The organism is Capnocytophaga cynodegmi DSM 19736, from assembly GCF_000379185.1.
Lineage (GTDB): Bacteria > Bacteroidota > Bacteroidia > Flavobacteriales > Flavobacteriaceae > Capnocytophaga > Capnocytophaga cynodegmi.
The window spans coordinates 54,159-72,392 of record NZ_KB900715.1 but is presented as its reverse complement, the minus strand read 5'-3'; the positions used below and the strand labels follow the sequence as shown (position 1 = coordinate 72,392).

16 protein-coding genes are annotated in these 18,234 nt (G+C 34.0%); 12 read left to right on the top strand and 4 right to left on the bottom strand.

Features of this window, described 5'->3' with window-relative positions; genetic code table 11:
- Complete coding sequence (locus YW9_RS0105620) at positions 1-642, bottom strand: O-methyltransferase (RefSeq protein WP_026193848.1); 642 nt, start codon at positions 640-642, stop codon at positions 1-3.
- 145 nt (positions 643-787) lie between these two features.
- Between YW9_RS0105620 and YW9_RS0105615 the strand changes: the two genes are divergently transcribed.
- Positions 788-1,723, top strand: a complete 936-nt coding sequence (locus YW9_RS0105615; RefSeq protein ID WP_018279212.1) for a peptidylprolyl isomerase — start codon at positions 788-790, stop codon at positions 1,721-1,723.
- 79 nt (positions 1,724-1,802) lie between these two features.
- Here YW9_RS0105615 and YW9_RS0105610 read toward each other — a convergent pair whose 3' ends face one another.
- From YW9_RS0105610 to YW9_RS0105600, 3 genes are all read right to left on the bottom strand, one after another.
- Positions 1,803-2,900, bottom strand: coding sequence for a hypothetical protein (locus tag YW9_RS0105610; protein ID WP_018279211.1), 1,098 nt, complete (start codon positions 2,898-2,900; stop codon positions 1,803-1,805).
- 131 nt (positions 2,901-3,031) lie between these two features.
- Complete coding sequence (rsgA, locus tag YW9_RS0105605) at positions 3,032-3,970, bottom strand: ribosome small subunit-dependent GTPase A (protein WP_018279210.1); 939 nt, start codon at positions 3,968-3,970, stop codon at positions 3,032-3,034.
- Positions 3,967-5,496 (bottom strand): GH3 auxin-responsive promoter family protein, encoded by a 1,530-nt coding sequence (locus tag YW9_RS0105600; RefSeq protein WP_018279209.1) that lies wholly within the window; start codon positions 5,494-5,496, stop codon positions 3,967-3,969. The genes rsgA and YW9_RS0105600 overlap by 4 nt, the downstream gene beginning before the upstream one ends.
- An 89-nt stretch (positions 5,497-5,585) precedes the next feature.
- Here YW9_RS0105600 and YW9_RS0105595 point away from each other — a divergent pair, with 89 nt between their 5' ends.
- From YW9_RS0105595 to YW9_RS0105545, 11 genes are all read left to right on the top strand, one after another.
- Positions 5,586-6,377 (top strand): DUF2797 domain-containing protein, encoded by a 792-nt coding sequence (locus YW9_RS0105595; protein ID WP_018279208.1) that lies wholly within the window; start codon positions 5,586-5,588, stop codon positions 6,375-6,377.
- An 18-nt stretch (positions 6,378-6,395) separates the two neighbouring features.
- Positions 6,396-7,439 (top strand): Gfo/Idh/MocA family protein, encoded by a 1,044-nt coding sequence (locus YW9_RS0105590; RefSeq protein WP_018279207.1) that lies wholly within the window; start codon positions 6,396-6,398, stop codon positions 7,437-7,439.
- A 114-nt stretch (positions 7,440-7,553) separates the two neighbouring features.
- Positions 7,554-8,837, top strand: coding sequence for a citrate synthase (locus YW9_RS0105585; RefSeq protein WP_018279206.1), 1,284 nt, complete (start codon positions 7,554-7,556; stop codon positions 8,835-8,837).
- 415 nt (positions 8,838-9,252) lie between these two features.
- The gene (locus YW9_RS0105580) at positions 9,253-10,680 is read left to right on the top strand and encodes a WG repeat-containing protein (RefSeq protein ID WP_018279205.1); all 1,428 of its coding nucleotides are present in this window, start codon (positions 9,253-9,255) and stop codon (positions 10,678-10,680) included.
- Positions 10,681-10,757: 77 nt separating this feature from the next.
- A complete protein-coding gene (locus tag YW9_RS0105575) occupies positions 10,758-11,672 on the top strand; it encodes a dimethylarginine dimethylaminohydrolase family protein (protein WP_018279204.1) in 915 nt (304 codons plus the stop codon).
- A gap of 198 nt (positions 11,673-11,870) precedes the next feature.
- On the top strand, positions 11,871-12,800 hold the full coding sequence (gene ctlX / locus YW9_RS0105570) for a citrulline utilization hydrolase CtlX (RefSeq protein WP_026193847.1): 930 nt from the start codon (positions 11,871-11,873) through the stop codon (positions 12,798-12,800).
- A gap of 94 nt (positions 12,801-12,894) precedes the next feature.
- Positions 12,895-15,387 (top strand): O-antigen ligase family protein, encoded by a 2,493-nt coding sequence (locus YW9_RS0105565; RefSeq protein ID WP_018279202.1) that lies wholly within the window; start codon positions 12,895-12,897, stop codon positions 15,385-15,387.
- A gap of 56 nt (positions 15,388-15,443) precedes the next feature.
- Complete coding sequence (pyrR, locus tag YW9_RS0105560; RefSeq protein ID WP_018279201.1) at positions 15,444-16,001, top strand: bifunctional pyr operon transcriptional regulator/uracil phosphoribosyltransferase PyrR; 558 nt, start codon at positions 15,444-15,446, stop codon at positions 15,999-16,001.
- Between the two features lie 45 nt (positions 16,002-16,046).
- The gene (locus tag YW9_RS0105555; RefSeq protein WP_018279200.1) at positions 16,047-16,979 is read left to right on the top strand and encodes an aspartate carbamoyltransferase catalytic subunit; all 933 of its coding nucleotides are present in this window, start codon (positions 16,047-16,049) and stop codon (positions 16,977-16,979) included.
- A gap of 14 nt (positions 16,980-16,993) precedes the next feature.
- Positions 16,994-17,320 (top strand): hypothetical protein, encoded by a 327-nt coding sequence (locus YW9_RS0105550; protein WP_013997588.1) that lies wholly within the window; start codon positions 16,994-16,996, stop codon positions 17,318-17,320.
- Positions 17,320-18,231 (top strand): ribonuclease Z, encoded by a 912-nt coding sequence (locus tag YW9_RS0105545; protein WP_018279199.1) that lies wholly within the window; start codon positions 17,320-17,322, stop codon positions 18,229-18,231. Before YW9_RS0105550 ends, YW9_RS0105545 begins: the two co-directional genes overlap by 1 nt.
- The last annotated feature ends 3 nt before the right edge of the window (positions 18,232-18,234 follow it).

Here is an 18,234-nt window from a genome sequence, read left to right as displayed (position 1 = left end):
TTAAATTACTCTTGATATGGTTAGTCCGTCGCGAATAGGCAAGAGTACAGTTTCCACACGCGAATCCTCTTTTAATTTTTGATTGTAAGCCAATAGTGCTTTGGTTTGTTTATCATTTGATTTGATTTCCTCTACAACTTTTCCGCTCCAAAGTACATTGTCCGAGAGAATTATTCCACCAGAATTCATTTTATTGATGACTAAATCGAAATAATTAGCGTAATTTTGTTTGTCAGCATCAATGAAAACCAAATCAAAATTGGTGTCTAATTTTGGAATAATATCAATAGCTTGTCCTAAATGTTGAATAATTTGGTTTCCTTTACCACTTTTGTCAAAAAATTCTCTTTGCAAATCTTGTAATTCTTCTTTTATGTCGATTGTGTGTAAAATTCCTTCTTTTTGTAAACCTTCTGCTAAGCAAAGGGTAGCATATCCTGTATATGTTCCGATTTCTAAAATGGTCTTTGGTTGAATCATTTTTGAAAGTAAGCTTAATATACGCCCTTGAAAATGACCACTTAACATTCTGGGTTGTAATACATTCAGATGTGTGCGACGTGATAGTTCTTGCAGAAGTTTGGGTTCTTCTTCGGAGTGTTGTGTTGCGTAATTTTCTATTTTTTGAGGTAAAAAGTGCATTTTTTGTAATTTATTTAAGAATAAAATTATTTTTAAGGCAAAGATATAAAACATTTTAGCTAAAAGATTATTGTAAAGCAGAATTTATTTGTTCCTTTTTCAAATCTTCGCTATTTTTGCGGAGATATTTTTAAAAATAAAAGAAATGCAGAACGGAATTTATGCAAAATTTAAGACAACCAAAGGAGAAATTTTGGTTAGACTAACGTATGACAAAACCCCTGGTACAGTGGGGAATTTTGTCGCATTGGCGGAAGGAAAACAAAAAAATACAAGCAAATCTCTTGGAGAACCTTACTATAATGGGTTGAAATTTCATCGGGTGATTCCTGATTTTATGATTCAAGGAGGTTGCCCGTTAGGAACAGGAACAGGAAATCCTGGTTATCAGTTTGATGATGAGTTTGTTTCGGAGCTAAAGCACGACAAACCAGGTGTTTTGTCAATGGCTAATGCGGGTCCAGGTACTAACGGAAGTCAATTTTTTATCACACACGTTCCAACTCCTTGGTTAGATGGGAAACACACTGTTTTTGGTCAAGTGGTTGAGGGGCAAAATATTGTGGATAGCATTGTTCAAGGTGATAAAATTGAAGAAATCAACATTGTTCGAGTAGGTGAAGAAGCAGAAAACTGGGACGCAGTAAAGGCTTTTGAGACCTTTAATGCTGAAAAAGAAAAGCGAATAGCTGAAGAACGCAAGAAAATAGAACAAGTATTAGCTTCTGAAACCGCAGGTTTTGAGAAAACAGAAAGTGGGCTGTTTTACAAGATAACTAATCAAGGAAGTGGAAAGAAACCTAAAGCAGGAGATGAAGTTGCGGTTCATTATACGGGAATGCTACTTGATAAAACGGTTTTTGATTCTTCTTATCGTAGAAATCAGCCATTAACTTTTACCGTGGGAGTAGGGCGTGTAATTGAAGGTTGGGACGAAGGTATTTTATTACTTCGTGAAGGAGACAAGGCTCGTTTTGTAATTCCGCCCGATTTAGCTTATGGTAGTCAGGGAGCTGGAGGTATAATTCCACCAAATGCACTTCTTATTTTTGATGTTGAACTAGTTAAAATTATTGACTGACAAATAAAACGATAGAATTTTAAAATAAAAAAGCTGACTTTAAAAAGTCAGCTTTTTTATTTTATTTCGGAAAACAATATTATTTTTCTAAACCAAATATTACTCTGAAAACGTGTTTTACTTTTTTAGAGAAGTAAGAGAAATAAGACTCAGCTTTGTTTGTTGTTCCATCAAGGAAAACTACATCTGGATCATATTTTCCATTGTTATCTTCGTTGTATCTTAAATTAGCAACTTTTTTGCCAGAGCTTATAACATCAACATTTACAAACTTATTTATATCTTCAATAGAATAAACATTTTTGTTTAAAGATTTAAGTCCTGCGATGTCAGCTTTTGCTTTAAGTTCTAAATCCTCGAAGTTAACGCTAAATTCTAAATCTTTGAAGTTTTCAAACGCAATTGTTTTCAAATCTACATTATCAGTAGATATATTAGAATTATTTGTTAAATTAATAACTCCTTTTACAGTTGTTGTGCATCCATCAGGTGCAGAAGTATTTGAAGTTAGATTGTAAGCAAGACCATTTTTTTCTAACTTAATAACTGTTGTGAAAGGAGCTCCATAAATTGTGATATCAGCACTATTTATAAGTGTAGGAATAAGTCCATACTCAATTTTGCGCATATCAACTTCAATAATCTTTTTGTTGTTAACAGTTATCGTAGCTTTACCTTTTGTTGGTAAGCTGTTCTTTCCAATGTTCAAACTTGTGTAGTTTTCAAGAACTAACATTGCATTGTTAGAAGAAGTAGCGTTGTTTTCAGGGAAATGAAGAGTAACGTTTGTGCTGTTAGCTGTTTTATCCCACATTTTTGTAGAGTTATTCCAAGTGTAAGTCCCTAAAAGAGTTTCATAAACAAAACTTCCTTTAACGTATTGCTCTCTGAATTTACCATCTAAATACTGATACCAAGTTTTGTTTCCAGTAGCTGTAGAAGGTAAAAAGAAGTTGTCATAGAAAAAGTCTGAAAAACCACTGTATTTCAGCTTTTTTAGGCAATCATAAAAGTTAGCCACTGTTGTCTCAATAGATTGCTGCTCAGCACTTCGTGCTGTTATTTTTGAAGCTTCTTGTGCTTGTTCAGTTTCGTTTTCGTTTTTCGAACAACTCACAAATAGGACTACTCCTAACAAAGCAATCATTAGTTTTTTTGTTAAATTTTTCTGTCTCATTGTAGTGCGTGTATGAAATTATTAAAGGGCAAATGTATAACTTTTTTTTGGGTGGATAAAATATATTTTAATAAAAAACACTTTATTTAGAATTATGTTTTTTATTTTGCTTTAAATCAGGTTGTTATGTTTTATTTTTGTTTTTCGCCAATTCGGTAATTTTCATCTTCTCCTCTCAGAATTTGTAAGTAACTTCTATAACGAGACCAAGCAATTTCATCTTTTTCTAAGGCTTCTTTCACAGCACAATCTGGTTCGTCGATATGAAGGCAATTGTTGAACTTACATTCTGATTTTAGAGAAAAAAATTCAGGAAAGAAATCACTTAGTTCTTCATTTTGAATCTCGACAATGCCAAAACCTTTTATACCTGGAGTATCGATTATTTTTGCTCCAAAATCAAGGTCAAACATTTCTGCAAAAGTTGTAGTGTGCTGACCTTGTTGATGTTGTTCTGAGATTTCTTTGGTTTTTAGGTTCAGATTTGGGGCTATGGCATTTATTAAAGTTGTTTTTCCAACGCCGGAATGTCCAGAAATGACACAAGTTTTGTTTTTCATTAAATCAATTACTTTGTCAATATTTTTGCCACTAATAGCTGAAATTCCTAAACATTCATAACCGATTTTACGATATATCGAAGCTAAATACTTTATTTCGAGCAATTCTTCTTCGTTATAAGAATCAATTTTATTGAATAGAAGAACCACAGGAACGCGATAAGCTTCGGCAGTAACTAAAAAACGATCAATGAATGTTGTAAAGGTTGGAGGATTGTTCAGTGTGATAACCAAAAAAGCTACATCAATGTTTGAAGCAATGATATGTGTTTGCTTTGAAAGATTTACTGACTTTCGAATAATGTAATTTTTACGCTCGTGAATTTCTTGGATTACACCATTTCCTGATTCTTCAAGTTCAAAACTGACATAATCACCAACAGCTACAGGATTGGTGTTTTTGATGCCTTTAATTCGAAATCTTCCTTTTATCCTACATTGATAGAATACTCCTTCTGAGGATTTTACGGTGTACCAACTTCCAGTAGATTTGTAAACAATTCCATTCATAATTGCTGACTTATTGACTGAAGATGAAGTAGTTCTTCAACATACTGGCGATTATTTGATAATCTTGGAACTTTGTTTTGTCCGCCAAGCTTGTCTTTATTTTTTAGCCAGTCGTGAAATAAGTTTTCTCGAGCGATATGAATTTTTGGCATATTCAAAGTCATATTATTGTAGCGTTTTGCTTCGTAATCCGAGTTTAGTTTTTTTAATTCTTCATCTAAAATTTCTGTAAACTTCTCAATATCGCTTGGTTTTCTGCTAAATTCAATAATCCATTCGTGGCCACCTTTTAGTTTGTCTTGCATAAAAATAGGAGCTACGGTGTAATCAATTATCTCACTATTAGTTGCTTTACAAGCTTTTTCTAATCCTTTTTCTGTGTTTTCAATGATGAGTTCTTCACCAAAAACGTTGATAAAGTGCTTTGTTCGTCCCGTAATTTTGATACGATATGGTGAGATAGAAGTGAAACGAATAGTATCACCAATAATATAACGCCAAAGCCCTGCGTTTGTTGTGATTACCATTGCATAATTTTTTTCAAGTTCAACTTCAGATAGAGGAATTACTTTTTGCTGATTTGTTCCAAAAGTCTCCATTGGGATAAATTCGTAAAAAATTCCATAATCAAGCATCAAAAGCAGTTCGTCTGAGTTATTCCGGTCTTGAATTCCGAAGAAACCTTCAGAGGCATTGTATATTTCGTAATATCTAAAACTTTCTGAAGGAATGATTTTTTTATATTGGTCTCTATAAGGGATAAAACTCACTCCTCCGTGAAAATAAACTTCTAAGTTTTTCCAGATTTCTAGTAAATTTTCCTTCTTTGTTTCTTCCAAGATACGATTTAACAAAACTAACATCCACGAGGGAACTCCTGCCATACTTGTAACGTTCTCACTTCGAGCTTCTTTTACAATTGCGTTTAGCTTACTTTCCCATTCGCTCATTAGTGATACTTTGTTGCTTGGAGTGCAACTGAACTCTGCCCAAAAAGGTAAATTTTCTATCAAAATTGCTGATAAATCGCCAAAAAATGTTCCATTTTCTTCGTAAAGTTCTTTGCTTCCGCCGAGTCTTAAACTCTTTCCTTTGAATAAATTAGAGTTTTCATTGTTGTTCAGGTATAGGCAAAGCATATCTTTTCCTGATTTGTAATGACAATTCTGTAATGCCTCTTCACTTACAGGAATGAATTTGCTTTTGGCATTGGTGGTTCCACTACTTTTTGCAAACCATTTGATAGGAGTATTCCAAAAAATATTGCGTTCACCCTTTCTTGCCCGCTCAATGAAAGGCTCAAAATCTTCATAAGTGACTAAAGGAGTATTTCTTGCGAATTGAGTATAGTTTTTTATGTCTGAAAATCCGTACTTTTTTCCAATTTCGGTATCTTTTGCAGTATTTAATAATTCCAACAAAACACGTTCTTGAGTTTGATGGGGATTCTTCGTAAATTGCTCAATTTGGTCAATACGCCGTTTTAAAAACCACGAAGTTATAGAATTGAATAGTGTTAATGGCATTTTTTTATTACTTTTGAAAAAAATCTGTCATTTGTATCACAGAGGTCAAATTTTATTAAAATCGGGTAAAGTTAAAAAAAAAATTAAATATGTTTCAAGGTGTATTACAAAAAATGCTTACTGAGATAGGTAATCCAGTTCGTTATTACTTACAACTTCAGAATGATTTTTTGGTTGTTAATGAGTTGATTAATAGAAAAATCAAATTGTCTTTCTCACACTTTCAATGCTTGAATTGTGGAAGTGAGCAGCCTATTTTCCGTCAAGGATTTTGTAAAAAATGTTTTTTCGAAGTCCCTCAGGCAGCCGATTGGATTATGCATCCAGAATTGAGTAAAGCACACTTAAATATCGAAGAACGCGATTTAGATTACGAAAAACGTATGCAATTGCAACCACATTATGTTTATTTGGCAAATTCAAGTAGTGTAAAAGTCGGGGTAACTCGAAAATCACAAACCCCCACACGATGGATAGACCAAGGTGCTCACGAGGCTTTGGTCATTGCAGAGTTACCAAATCGGTATCTGGCAGGAGTTACAGAAGTGGCTTTAAAACAACATATTTCGGATAAAACCAATTGGAGAAAAATGCTTACAAATTCCATTGAAAACATTAATTTAAAGAAAGTTAAATTAGATTTGTTGCCTTTTATTCCAAAGGAAATAGAACCATATCTTATTCAAACAGAAGAAATACACATACATTTTCCTGTAGAAAAATATCCAAAACAGATAAAAACACTAAATTTATTAAATACACCTACATACGAAGGAACATTAACAGGAATTAAAGGTCAATATCTTATTTTTGAAGACGATACAGTTTTTAATGTTCGTTCAAACGAAGGTTTGGTTGTGAGACTAACCATTGTTAATTAATACTTTAAGAAGAATTCAATGAGAAAAATAATCAATGTAGGATTGGCTTCTTTTGGAATGAGTGGAAGGGTGTTTCACGCTCCTTTTGTATCGAACAATCCAAATTTTAGGCTAACCGCTATCGTAGAACGATATAAGAGCGATTCAAGAGAAAAATATTCAGATTCTAAATTATATCGTTCTTATAATGAGTTACTTAATGATTCAGAAATTGACTTAATTGTAGTTAATACGCCTGTGCAAACACATTTTGATTATGTGAAAAAGGCACTAGAGTTAGGTAAAAATGTTTTGGTGGAAAAGCCATTGACTGTAAATGCGTTACAAGCGGAAGAGCTTCATAAGTTGGTAAAGATTAGTAATTGTCTCATAAGTGTTTATCAGAATAGAAGGTACGATGGAGATTTTCTAAAAGTAAAAGAAATTACAGCAAGTGGAGTGTTAGGAAATTTAAAAGAAGTTGAGATTCGCTTTGACCGATTTCGTACGCAAATCAGTGAGAAAACACATAAAGAAATATCGGAAGGCTCAGGAGCTTTGCACGATTTGGGAGCTCATTTAATTGACCAAGCTCTTCAGCTATTTGGCAAACCAAAATCGGTTTTTGCTGATTTAGGCTTTTTTCGAGAGAAAACACAAACGAATGATTATTTCGAGCTGATTTTGTTCTACGAAAATGAACTTCGAGTGCGATTAAAATCATCTACAATGGCAAAAGAAAAACAATGGGAATATGTTTTGCACGGAGATAAAGGCAGTTTTTTGCAACAAAGATTTGATAGTCAGGAATATGAGTTGGTTAAGGGAGCGGAACCTACAAAAGAGAAATGGCTTCCTGAAATAATTAATCCTAATGGTGTTTTACATACATTTGATTTTCGGGAGGAAACAACAGCCCAAAATGGAAATTATATGAATTTTTATGATGATTTGTACGAGTTTATGATTTATGGGAAATCTAACCCTGCACCGATTGAACAAGTTGTAAATGTTATGAGAGTTATTGATAAAGCTTTCGATAGTTTTGAAAGTAGAAGTGTTGTTTCTTTTGATAATCAATAAATTAAATAGATTTTGATTTTCTAATTTTGAAAAAACTTTAAAAAAGAGTTGGTTTTTGAAAAAAAAACTATATATTAGCAACGTTTAAAACATTTCTAATTAAACTATAACACTATGTCGGAAACAGTAAAACTAACATTTGAAGGAAAAGAATATGAGTTCCCAATCGTTGTGGGAACCGAAAATGAAAAAGGAATAGATATTGATAAACTACGAGCTTTAACAGGTTTAATTACTTTGGATTCAGGGTATAAAAATACAGGGGCTTGTAAGAGTTCGATTACATTCTTGGATGGAGAAAAAGGAATTCTAAGATACAGAGGTTATAATATTGAGGAGTTAGCTGAAAAGGCTGAGTTTTTGGAAGTGGCTTATTTATTAGTTTTCGGAGAGTTACCAACTAAAGCAGAGTATGACAAGTTCATCAAAACCATTCATAAATACACCTTGGTTCACGAGGAAATGAAAGGCATTTTGGACGGATTCCCCAAAACAGCTCACCCAATGGGGATTTTAGCCTCGCTTACCAGTGCCTTAACAGCGTTCAATCCAAAATCGGTGGACGTTTCTTGTGAAAAAGATGTGTATGAGGCTGTTTGTAAGGTGATTGCGAAAATTCCGGTATTGTCTTCTTGGGTGTATCGTAAGCGTGAGGGGCTTCCGCTTAATTACTATAATAACGAATTAGGCTATATTGAGAATATTTTACAGATGACTTTCTCAATTCCTACGGAAAAATACGTGATGAATCCGAAAGTGGTGAGTGCTTTAAACAAATTGCTTATTTTGCACGGCGACCACGAGCAAAACTGCTCTACATCAACGGTTCGTTTGGTGGGTTCATCACACGCGGGGCTTTTTGCAACCATTTCATCAGGAGTGTCGGCACTTTGGGGTCCGTTACACGGGGGGGCAAATCAGGCAGTTGTGGAAATGTTAGAGGATATCAAAGCCGACGGAGGCGATGTGGAAAAATACATCAACAAGGCAAAAGATAAAGACGACCCATTCCGACTTATGGGCTTCGGGCATCGTGTGTACAAGAATTTTGACCCACGTGCTAAAATCATCAAGCAAGCTGCGGACGAAGTTTTACATTCTTTGGGCATTGATGACCCAATTTTTGACATCGCTAAGCATTTAGAGAAAGTAGCTTTGGAAGATGATTACTTCAAATCGAGAAATTTGTACCCGAATGTTGATTTCTATTCAGGAATTATTTATCGTGCGTTAGGAATGCACGTGGAAATGTTCACGGTACTATTTGCTATTGGACGTTTGCCAGGTTGGATTGCTCAATGGAAAGAAATGCGACAAGGTAATGAACCTATCGGGAGACCGAGACAGATTTATGTTGGGCAAACACAACGAAAATTTGTCGATATCAGTAAAAGATAACAACAAATTCCTATTAAAAAGCCTCGTTTTGTTCGGGGCTTTTTTCTTTTTGAATAAAAAAATAGGTCTATCAAACTAAAAAAGCAATTTATAACGACAAAAAATCTATCTATCAATTAAAATAAATAAAGTTTTTCGATATAAAAGTATAGTTTAAATTAAAATATGTAGCAAAATTCAGAGAATAAGATAAAAACTAAACAAAAAAATATAGTAAAACAAAAAATAAGTATAGAAATACGAAAAATAATATAAGTGTTAAGTAAAAAGTGTAAGGAAAACACAAAAAAAGTATCGTACTAAAGAAAAATAAGAAAGGAAATTACAAAATAATATAAGAGCAGAAGAAAATAATATGCGAAAACTAAAAATAAGTATAGTAATTAAGTAAATTAATTTATAAGGTGTTTGTTGTATGAAGAAGATAACTCAAAAATATATCAGTATTGTACTGTTGCTGTTATGTTTTATTCCTTTCTTGTCGTATGGTCAGTTTAATAAATATGATTATGTGTCGTATCATTTAAGTAATAATCGAAAAATAGCCAAGCTTAACGGAAAATGGGGATATGTTAATAAAAGAATGAAAACAGTTATCCCATTTGAGTTTGATGAAGTCAAAACTTTTAAAGGAAAAGTAGCTTGGGTGAGAAAGAATAACAAATGGGGATTGATAAATAAAAGAGGTAAGATGAGAACTGCTTTTATTTATGATAGATTTGAAGACTTTACTGACGGGTTAGCTCTAATTAAACGTGATAATAAGTATGGTTATATCAATATTAAAGGAAAAGAGATTATCATTCCTCAATATACTTCAGCAAAGAGCTTTAAAAATGGAGGTGGTAAAGTATCTATAGAGAAAAAAATGGGAATTATTGATAGAACAGGAAAAGAAATCATACCAATTGCTTATAATAGAGTAGGTGATTTCTCTGAAGGAATGGTATGGGTTGAAAATGAAGAAGTAGGTGTTATGGATAAGTCAGGAAATATGATAGTTCCTTTACGATATGATATAATTAGTGACTTTTCTGAAGGGTTTGCACGAGTAACATCAAAAGGTAAAACAGGTTTTATCGATAAAAAGGGGCGTGAAGTTATTCCTTTGAAATTCAGATTTGCTTATTCGTTTAGTGATGGAATGGCTGTGATAAAAAGTGGAGATGAAGATGGAGCGATTGACACTTCTGGGAAGGTTATTGTTCCAACCATTTATGAGTTTGTAGATACTTTCAGCGAAGGACTTTCTTACGTGAAGATGAATGGAAAATACGGATACGTAAATAAGCAAGGTAAATTAGTAATCCCGATGATTTATGATAGAGCTTATCCTTTCAATAATGGGACTGCAAGAGTGATGAAAGGTAACGTGACTTATTTGATTGATAGTGCAGGAAAGGAGTTACATATTATAGGAGATGAAAATACAAAAAGGCTAAATAAGAAATTAACAGCGATAAAAAAAGACGGAAAGTGGGGGATTTTTAAAAGAAAAAGATTGATTGTGCCATATAAATATGATGATATAGGAAGGTTAAGCTCTGATGGATTAGTAGCAGTCATTCAAAATGGTAAAAAAGGATTTATAAATAAAAGAGGAAAAGAAATAATTCCGTTAGTGTATGATAATATATCAGGAAACTTTCTTGGAGGTATCGCAAAGGTAGGTATAAATGGAAAACAAGGGTATATAAATACAAAAGGAGAAGAAATTATCCCAATACAATACGATTGGGTAGATGATTATTTTAATGATAAAACAGGGACTTTAACTGTAGAACGCGATGGAAAGCGATTTGAAGTTAATATGCGAAATGAATGTGAAGTAAACTGTCCTTAATCTATCCAACTATCCTAAATAAGTTAAGAGTATTAGAATCTAAAATTGCTATATAACAAAGAAAAATCATATTTATTATGTTAAAGGTAAATATTAAAAACGAAACGAACCGACTAAAAGCAGTTATCCTCGGTACTGCTCAAAGTAATGGAGCTACTCCGACAGCTGAGGAGGCGTATGACCCAAAATCATTAGAGCATATCAAAGCTGGGACGTATCCTATCGAAAAAGATATGGTGGCTGAAATGGAAGCTTTCAGGAGTGTGCTGGAAAAGTATGGAGTTACGGTATATCGACCTGAAATCATCGAGAATTGTAACCAAATCTTCACTCGTGATATTGGTTTTGTGATAGATGATGTTTTCATCAAAGCAAATATATTGCCTGATAGAGAAAATGAGTATCAGGCTATTGAGTATATTGTGAACAAAATCGAAAAATCGAAAGTAGTTATTCCTCCTGATGAAGTACATATCGAAGGTGGGGACGTAATGCCTTGGAATGAACACATCTTCATAGGAACTTATAAAGGGAGTGACTATAAAAATTACATCACTGCCCGAACTAATATGCAAGGTGTAGAATTTATTAAGGAATTATTCCCAAATAAAATCGTAAAAGAGTTTGATTTGGTGAAATCTAACTTAGAAGCGAGGGATAATGCGTTACATTTGGATTGTTGTTTTCAACCTGTGGGCAGAAATAAAGGAATTATCTACAAAAATGGCTTTCGTGAAGAGGCAGATTATGTATATTTGTTAGAACTTTTCGGAAAGGAGAACCTATTTCATATCACAAGAGACGAAATGTACCATATGTATAGCAATATCTTCTCAATTGCTCCCGATGTGGTGGTTTCGGAACGGAAATTCACGCGTTTAAATAACTGGTTGCGAGATAATGGCTTCGTGGTGGAGGAAATCCCGTACTATGAAATTTCAAAACAAGAGGGACTGCTCCGATGTTCTACCTTACCGCTTATCAGAGAGTAGGGAGTTCATAAAATAAGAAGAGTAATGGAGAAAGAAGAATAGGAGGTAAGTTGATTAAATTGAAATAATTTGTTTCTATAATTCCCCCTTTTAAAGGGGGTAGGGGGATGTATAAAAAATGTATTATATTTTTAGAAAGCAAAGAAATCATCATAACAAAAAATAAAAATCTATTATAAAAAATAATAAAAATATCCAATGAATAAACAAATAACAGATACTATATTGATGGTTCGTCCCGTAGCATTTCGGATGAATGAAGAAACAGCAGTGAACAACTATTTTCAGGAACAGATTGACTTGAAAAATGAAGAAATCAATAAGAAAGCACAGCAGGAGTTTGACGAATTTGCTCAGAAGTTACGAAATATTGGTGTGAACGTCATCGTAGTTGATGATATCAAGGAACAAGATACGCCGGACTCGATATTTCCGAATAACTGGATAAGTTTTCATCAAACGGGGAATATTGCATTATATCCGATGTTCGCTGAAAATAGGAGGAGAGAGCGTAGAGAAGACGTGTTGGACTTACTTGAGGAAAAGGGGTATGTTATTGAAAATGTGTATGATTACACCGAAGCTGAGAATGATGATATTTTCTTAGAGGGAACGGGCTCAATGATATTAGACCGCGTAAACCGAAAGGCGTATTGTGCGTTATCGCCTCGTGCTGATGAGGAATTGTTTATCGAGTTCTGTGAAGATTTTGAGTACACGCCCGTAATTTTCAAGGCATATCAAAAAGTAGATGGAGTTTCAAAACTTATCTATCATACCAACGTGATGATGTCCGTAGCTGAAACGTTTGCTATCATTTGTTTGGATACTATTAAAGATAAGAAAGAACAAAAGAATGTGATTGCTCATTTAAAAGAAGATGGTAAAGAAATTATTGCCATTACCGAAGCACAAATGCATCAATTTGCAGGAAATATGTTGCAGGTGCAAGGAAAAGACGGAGCATACCTTGTGATGAGTGGTGCGGCGTATCGAAGTTTAAATCTAGAGCAGATAAAAAAAATAGAGAAGCACTGCAAAATATTACATTCTGATTTAGAAACTATTGAGACTTGCGGTGGCGGAAGTGCACGTTGTATGATGGCTGAAGTTTTTCTTCAGAAATAAAAAGCGAACAAAAAAATATTAACTTTGTAGGGTTTAAATTACATACACAAAACGCATATTTTTGTTAGATTTATCAAACTTTTAATTAAGAAGTATGAAGTCAAAAAATAAAAAAAGCAATACGGAAAAGGAGAGTAAAGCAACTATTTCGGGTATTTCATCTCCAAAGAAAAATACTTCGATGAATTTGTTAACGACTGTTCTATTAATAGCGTATGGTTATGTTACTGTGCTTACTCCTAACTGGTTAGCATTCGATTCCAATGCACCTAAGTTCTATACTTTCGCTATTTTGAATCTGATTACGGTAGCTTTATTGTTTTTTATTAAAGATTTCAGAGAAAAATCACAGATACTATTCGGTTTTTTTACTAATAAGATAGGGATTGCATATAGTGTAATTATTTTATTTTCAATATTGTCTTTCACTAAAGTGATTAACGTGGAAGAAGCAATTTTGCATTTTTTTAAAGTTTTTACGGCTTTTTCTGCTGCGTGGATGGTTTCAGCATTGGTGATTTATAATCCCAAAGCGGTTACTTCACTGGCGGTTGCAATGATAATTTTGCTTTTCTACGATTCATTGAAAACTTTTGAAGGTGTATCAAAAATAATTAAAGGCACAGGAACTGATGGGGATATAAAATCTTCATACTCAAATAAAAATATACTTTCTTCGGCTATATTTATTAAAATTCCGTTTGCAATTTGGCTATTTTATTTCAAGAAAAAGACTTTACGAATTTTAGGAGGAATTGGAATTGTATTTGGCACACTTTCAGTATTTTTTATGAGTACACGTGCTTTTTACATAGCCACTTTTATTGTTCTTTTTGTTTTAGTAGTTTATGTCTTACTGAATTATTTTTTGTTGAAAAGAAAACGAACAGCGACTAATGTTGGGACACACGTTCTCTTTGTAGCGTTGGCTTTTGGGGTGTTTTCATTTGTTCAAGGGGTTATGTACCCGAAAGCGGTTCGGGAAAATACCAGCTTTACAGCTCGTTTGGCAACAATTGCAGATGAGGAAAATATAAGTAATAATCTCAGAAAAACAGCTTGGACAACGACCATTACTGAAATGATTCCGAATGACCCTATTTTGGGAGTAGGAATAGGCAATTGGAAGGTGCGGTATCTTGAATATGAAAATTCACATAGTCCACATTACATTTATATGTACAAGGTTCATAATGATTTTCTTGAACTTACTTCAGAAACTGGAATTATCTCAGGATTAGCTTTTTTGAGTATATTTCTGTTAATGGCGTATTATTTTTTGAGAGCAACATATAAGAACAAAAATGAAGAGCAGGAGAAGTGGCTGTTTTTGCCTCTTTTAGGATTATTTTCATATTCGTTTGATGCTTTTTTTAACTTTCCGCAAGACCGACCTGAAATACAATCGCTTTTTGCAATATATGTAGGTTTGGGAGTTGCTTTCGCTGTTATTTATTTTAGCAGAAATGGAGTTAGAGAGTTTAGAAAAATTAGTTTGTCTATTATTGGAGTTGTAGCTGTTGCAGCAATTATGGTGAATCTAGCAAATGTTTTGGTTGAAAAAATGTATTTCGACTCTTCAAAAATCCAACGAATGATTAAAGAAGAGCAACAAGGTATCAGAAAAGCGAAATCACCATCAGCATATTTGGTGCAAAACTATCCTAAAGTACCAAACTTAACGGCGGTTGCTGAGCCTGTAGATGTTGAAAAAGCTCGTTATTTGATTGATGAAAAGAAATTTGCAGAAGCACGTGAAATTCTTTCTTCAATAAATTATCATCCTTGGGACGGACGTAAAGAGTATTTTATAGCTGTTTCTTATTTTATGGAGGAAAACAAAAAATTTGATAGCATCTACAAGTATGCAAACAAAGCCAGAAAAATAAAGCCTAACTTCTTCGGAAACACAAATTTAGAAGCCTATGCTTTGAACAATATGGGAAGGGAAAAGGAATCGATTGAATTGTGGAAAGAGTTTTTAAACTTAAATAATTCCCATAAAGAGCAACCTAAATGGAAGCAAATCTTGAAGGAATCGTTGCACGTAGATGTTGATAGAGACAGCGAAAGAGCTAAGAGAAAAGAAGCTCAGGCTTGGAACGCGTTGGCGTATTTGCAAGAAAAAAACAATTTAATAGAAGAAGCAAAGGCAACATTAGATACAGCTTTCGTATATTTGCCTAATGATAAAACAATTGCAGATAACCGAAGTAAGATAACATCAAGATTTAATATTCAGGAGTTTACACCAATTTTTAACGGTGCAGTTCAGTTCTATCAACGAAAAGATTATGTAAAGGCAATCACTGAATTTACAAACTTTTTGGACAAGGTTCCTGCACATAATGAAGCACTTAGGCTGAGAGGAATCAGTTATTATTACACCCAACAATATCAAAATGCAATTAAAGACTTTTCCCGAATGGAAGAATTGGGAACACCTGCAAATGCCTTGATAAATAATTTTCAAGCTTCGTGCTATTATATGTTGGGGAATAAATTAAAGGCAAAGGAGCTTTTTCAAAAAGCTGCAAATGAAGGTAATACAGATGCACAAAAGAACCTACAAAATCTGACTTTTTAATCATTAAAAAGTAGAAAATGAAGATGGTTATTATTGTTGTTTTATAAAAATGAATGATGAATACAGAAAATACATATGAAAAACAATTGCTTTCTGATGCAGAAATCAACGTAATTCTGAATCGGTTGGCGTGTGAATTGATTGAAAATCACGGAGATTTTTCAAATACAGCCTTTGTTGGCATACAACCAAGAGGTGCTTTCTTGGCAAAGCGTTTGGTAGCACTACTTGAAGAGAAATACAAAATTGAAAATATTTCCTTGGGTTTGCTAGATATCACCTTTTTCCGTGATGATTTCCGCAGAGGGACTAAGCCTCTGGAGGCAAATTCTACCAAAATTGATTTCATTGTCGAGAACAAACGAGTGGTTTTTATTGATGATGTGCTTCACACAGGAAGAAGCATTCGTGCAGCACTCACAGCGATTCAGTCCTTTGGACGTCCATCTGAAATTGAACTTTTGGTACTTATCGACAGACGTTTCAGTCGGCATTTGCCTATTCAGCCCGATTACAAAGGAAGGCAAGTAGATGCGATTAATGAAGAACGCGTTGTGGTAAAATGGAAAGAAAACGATGGTGAAGACGCCATTTATATTATGAATAAAGGATAAGGATTAAGAAGATTTTATCTTCTTCAAAAAAGTATATACAACAATATGAGTCAGTTAAGTGTAAATCATTTATTGGGAATTAAATATCTGACAGAGAAAGACATACAATTAATCTTCGAAACCGCCGACCATTTCAAGGAGGTTATCAACAGACCGATAAAAAAAGTTCCTTCACTGCGTGATATTACCGTTGCAAACTTATTTTTTGAAAACAGTACTCGAACCAAACTTTCGTTTGAGTTGGCTGAAAAGCGTTTGTCCGCAGATATTATCAATTTTTCGGCATCGCAATCCTCTGTGACTAAGGGAGAAACGCTGATAGATACGGTGAATAATATCCTTGCAATGAAAGTAGATATGGTAGTTATGCGACATCCTAACCCAGGGGCTGGAGTTTTTCTGTCGAAACACGTAAAGGCTTCCATCATAAATGCAGGAGACGGAGCTCACGAACACCCCACACAAGCTTTGCTGGATTCGTATTCCATTCGGGAAAAATTGGGAGATGTAGCGGGTAAAAAGGTTGTAATTGTGGGAGATATATTGCATTCGCGAGTGGCGTTGTCTAATATTTTTGCATTGCAATTGCAAGGTGCTCAAGTGAAAGTTTGCGGTCCAAAAACACTCATTCCTAAATATATACACGAGCTCGGCGTTGGAGTTGAAACTGATTTGCGTAAGGCTTTGGAATGGTGCGATGTGGCGAATATGCTTCGGATACAAAATGAACGTCTGGATATCAGCTATTTCCCTTCCACACGCGAGTATGTTCAGCAATACGGACTTACCAAAGAAATATTGGATTCTTTACCTAAAGAAATCGTTGTAATGCACCCAGGACCGATTAATCGAGGAGTAGAAATTACCAGTGAAGTTGCTGATTCTAAGCAATCTGTAATTCTTCAGCAAGTCGAAAATGGAGTCGCAATCCGAATGGCAGTAATTTATCTGTTGGCTTCAAAAATAAATCAATCATAACCAAGTTTTTTAATATGACTAAAGAAAAGGATATAAAAGTTTTAAAGATTTCAAAATCAGATTTTTCGGATTTTATTTCAAATTTTAAAAATGATGAAAATTTAAAATCATTCCATTTGATATTAGATTTATTGTCTGTTAAAGATTTGGAAAATAAGGATTTAAAGCCTTTTGTTGAGATTTCAAAATTTCATAATAAAACGAATAAAAGGTCAATTGTTATTGTAAATGATGAGATTACGTACGGAAATATTCCTAATGAAGTAAATGTAACTCCCACATTACAAGAGGCTTACGATATTATTGAAATGGAAGAAATTCAACGAGATTTAGGTATCTGATGGAAATCACTATTTTAGGTTGTCATAGTGCTACACCTCGGGCAAATGCTCGTCCGTCTTCGCAGGTTTTGGAAATGCGAGGGCATTTGTTTTTGATTGATTGCGGGGAAGGTTCGCAAATGGCACTGCGTAATGCTAATGTTAAATTTTCACGCATCAAACATATTTTTATTTCGCATTTGCACGGTGACCATTTTTTTGGCTTACCAGGGCTGATTTCCACCTTTCAACTTTTGGGAAGAGAAACCGAATTACACATTTACGGACCAAAAGGCATCAAGGAAGCGATATTACTTCTGCTGAAATTAGGCGGAGCTTGGTCGTCTTTTTACATACATTTCCACGAATTGGAATCAGAGGTTTCCGAAATATTGCTTGATGATGAAAAAGTACAAGTGCGGACTATTCCTTTGAAACATCGTGTTTATACTAACGGGTTTCTATTTCAGGAAAAACAAACCGAACGTCGTTTGAATATAGATGCTATTCAAAATTACGGAATACAAATTTGTGATTATCAGAATATAAAAAATGGAAAAGATATTGAGTTAGAAAATGGAGAAGTGGTTCCAAATGAGCTTTTAAGTTTCGACCCAATTCCTCCGCAAAGTTATGCCTATTGTAGTGATACACTGTATTTTGAAGCATTAGCTGATGCGATTCAGGGGGTGAGGGTGGTTTATCACGAATCTACATTTCTAAAACAACATAATGATTTGGCAACCAAAACGATGCATTCCACAGCCTTTCAAGCGGGATTGACCGCGAAAAAAGCCCACGCGGAAACGCTTATTTTGGGGCATTATTCGTCAAGATATTCCGATAAAAAATTGTTTTTAAATGAAGCACAAGAAATTTTCCCTAATGTTCATTTAAGCGAAGACGGAAAGAAGTTTGTTTTTCATAATTAACGA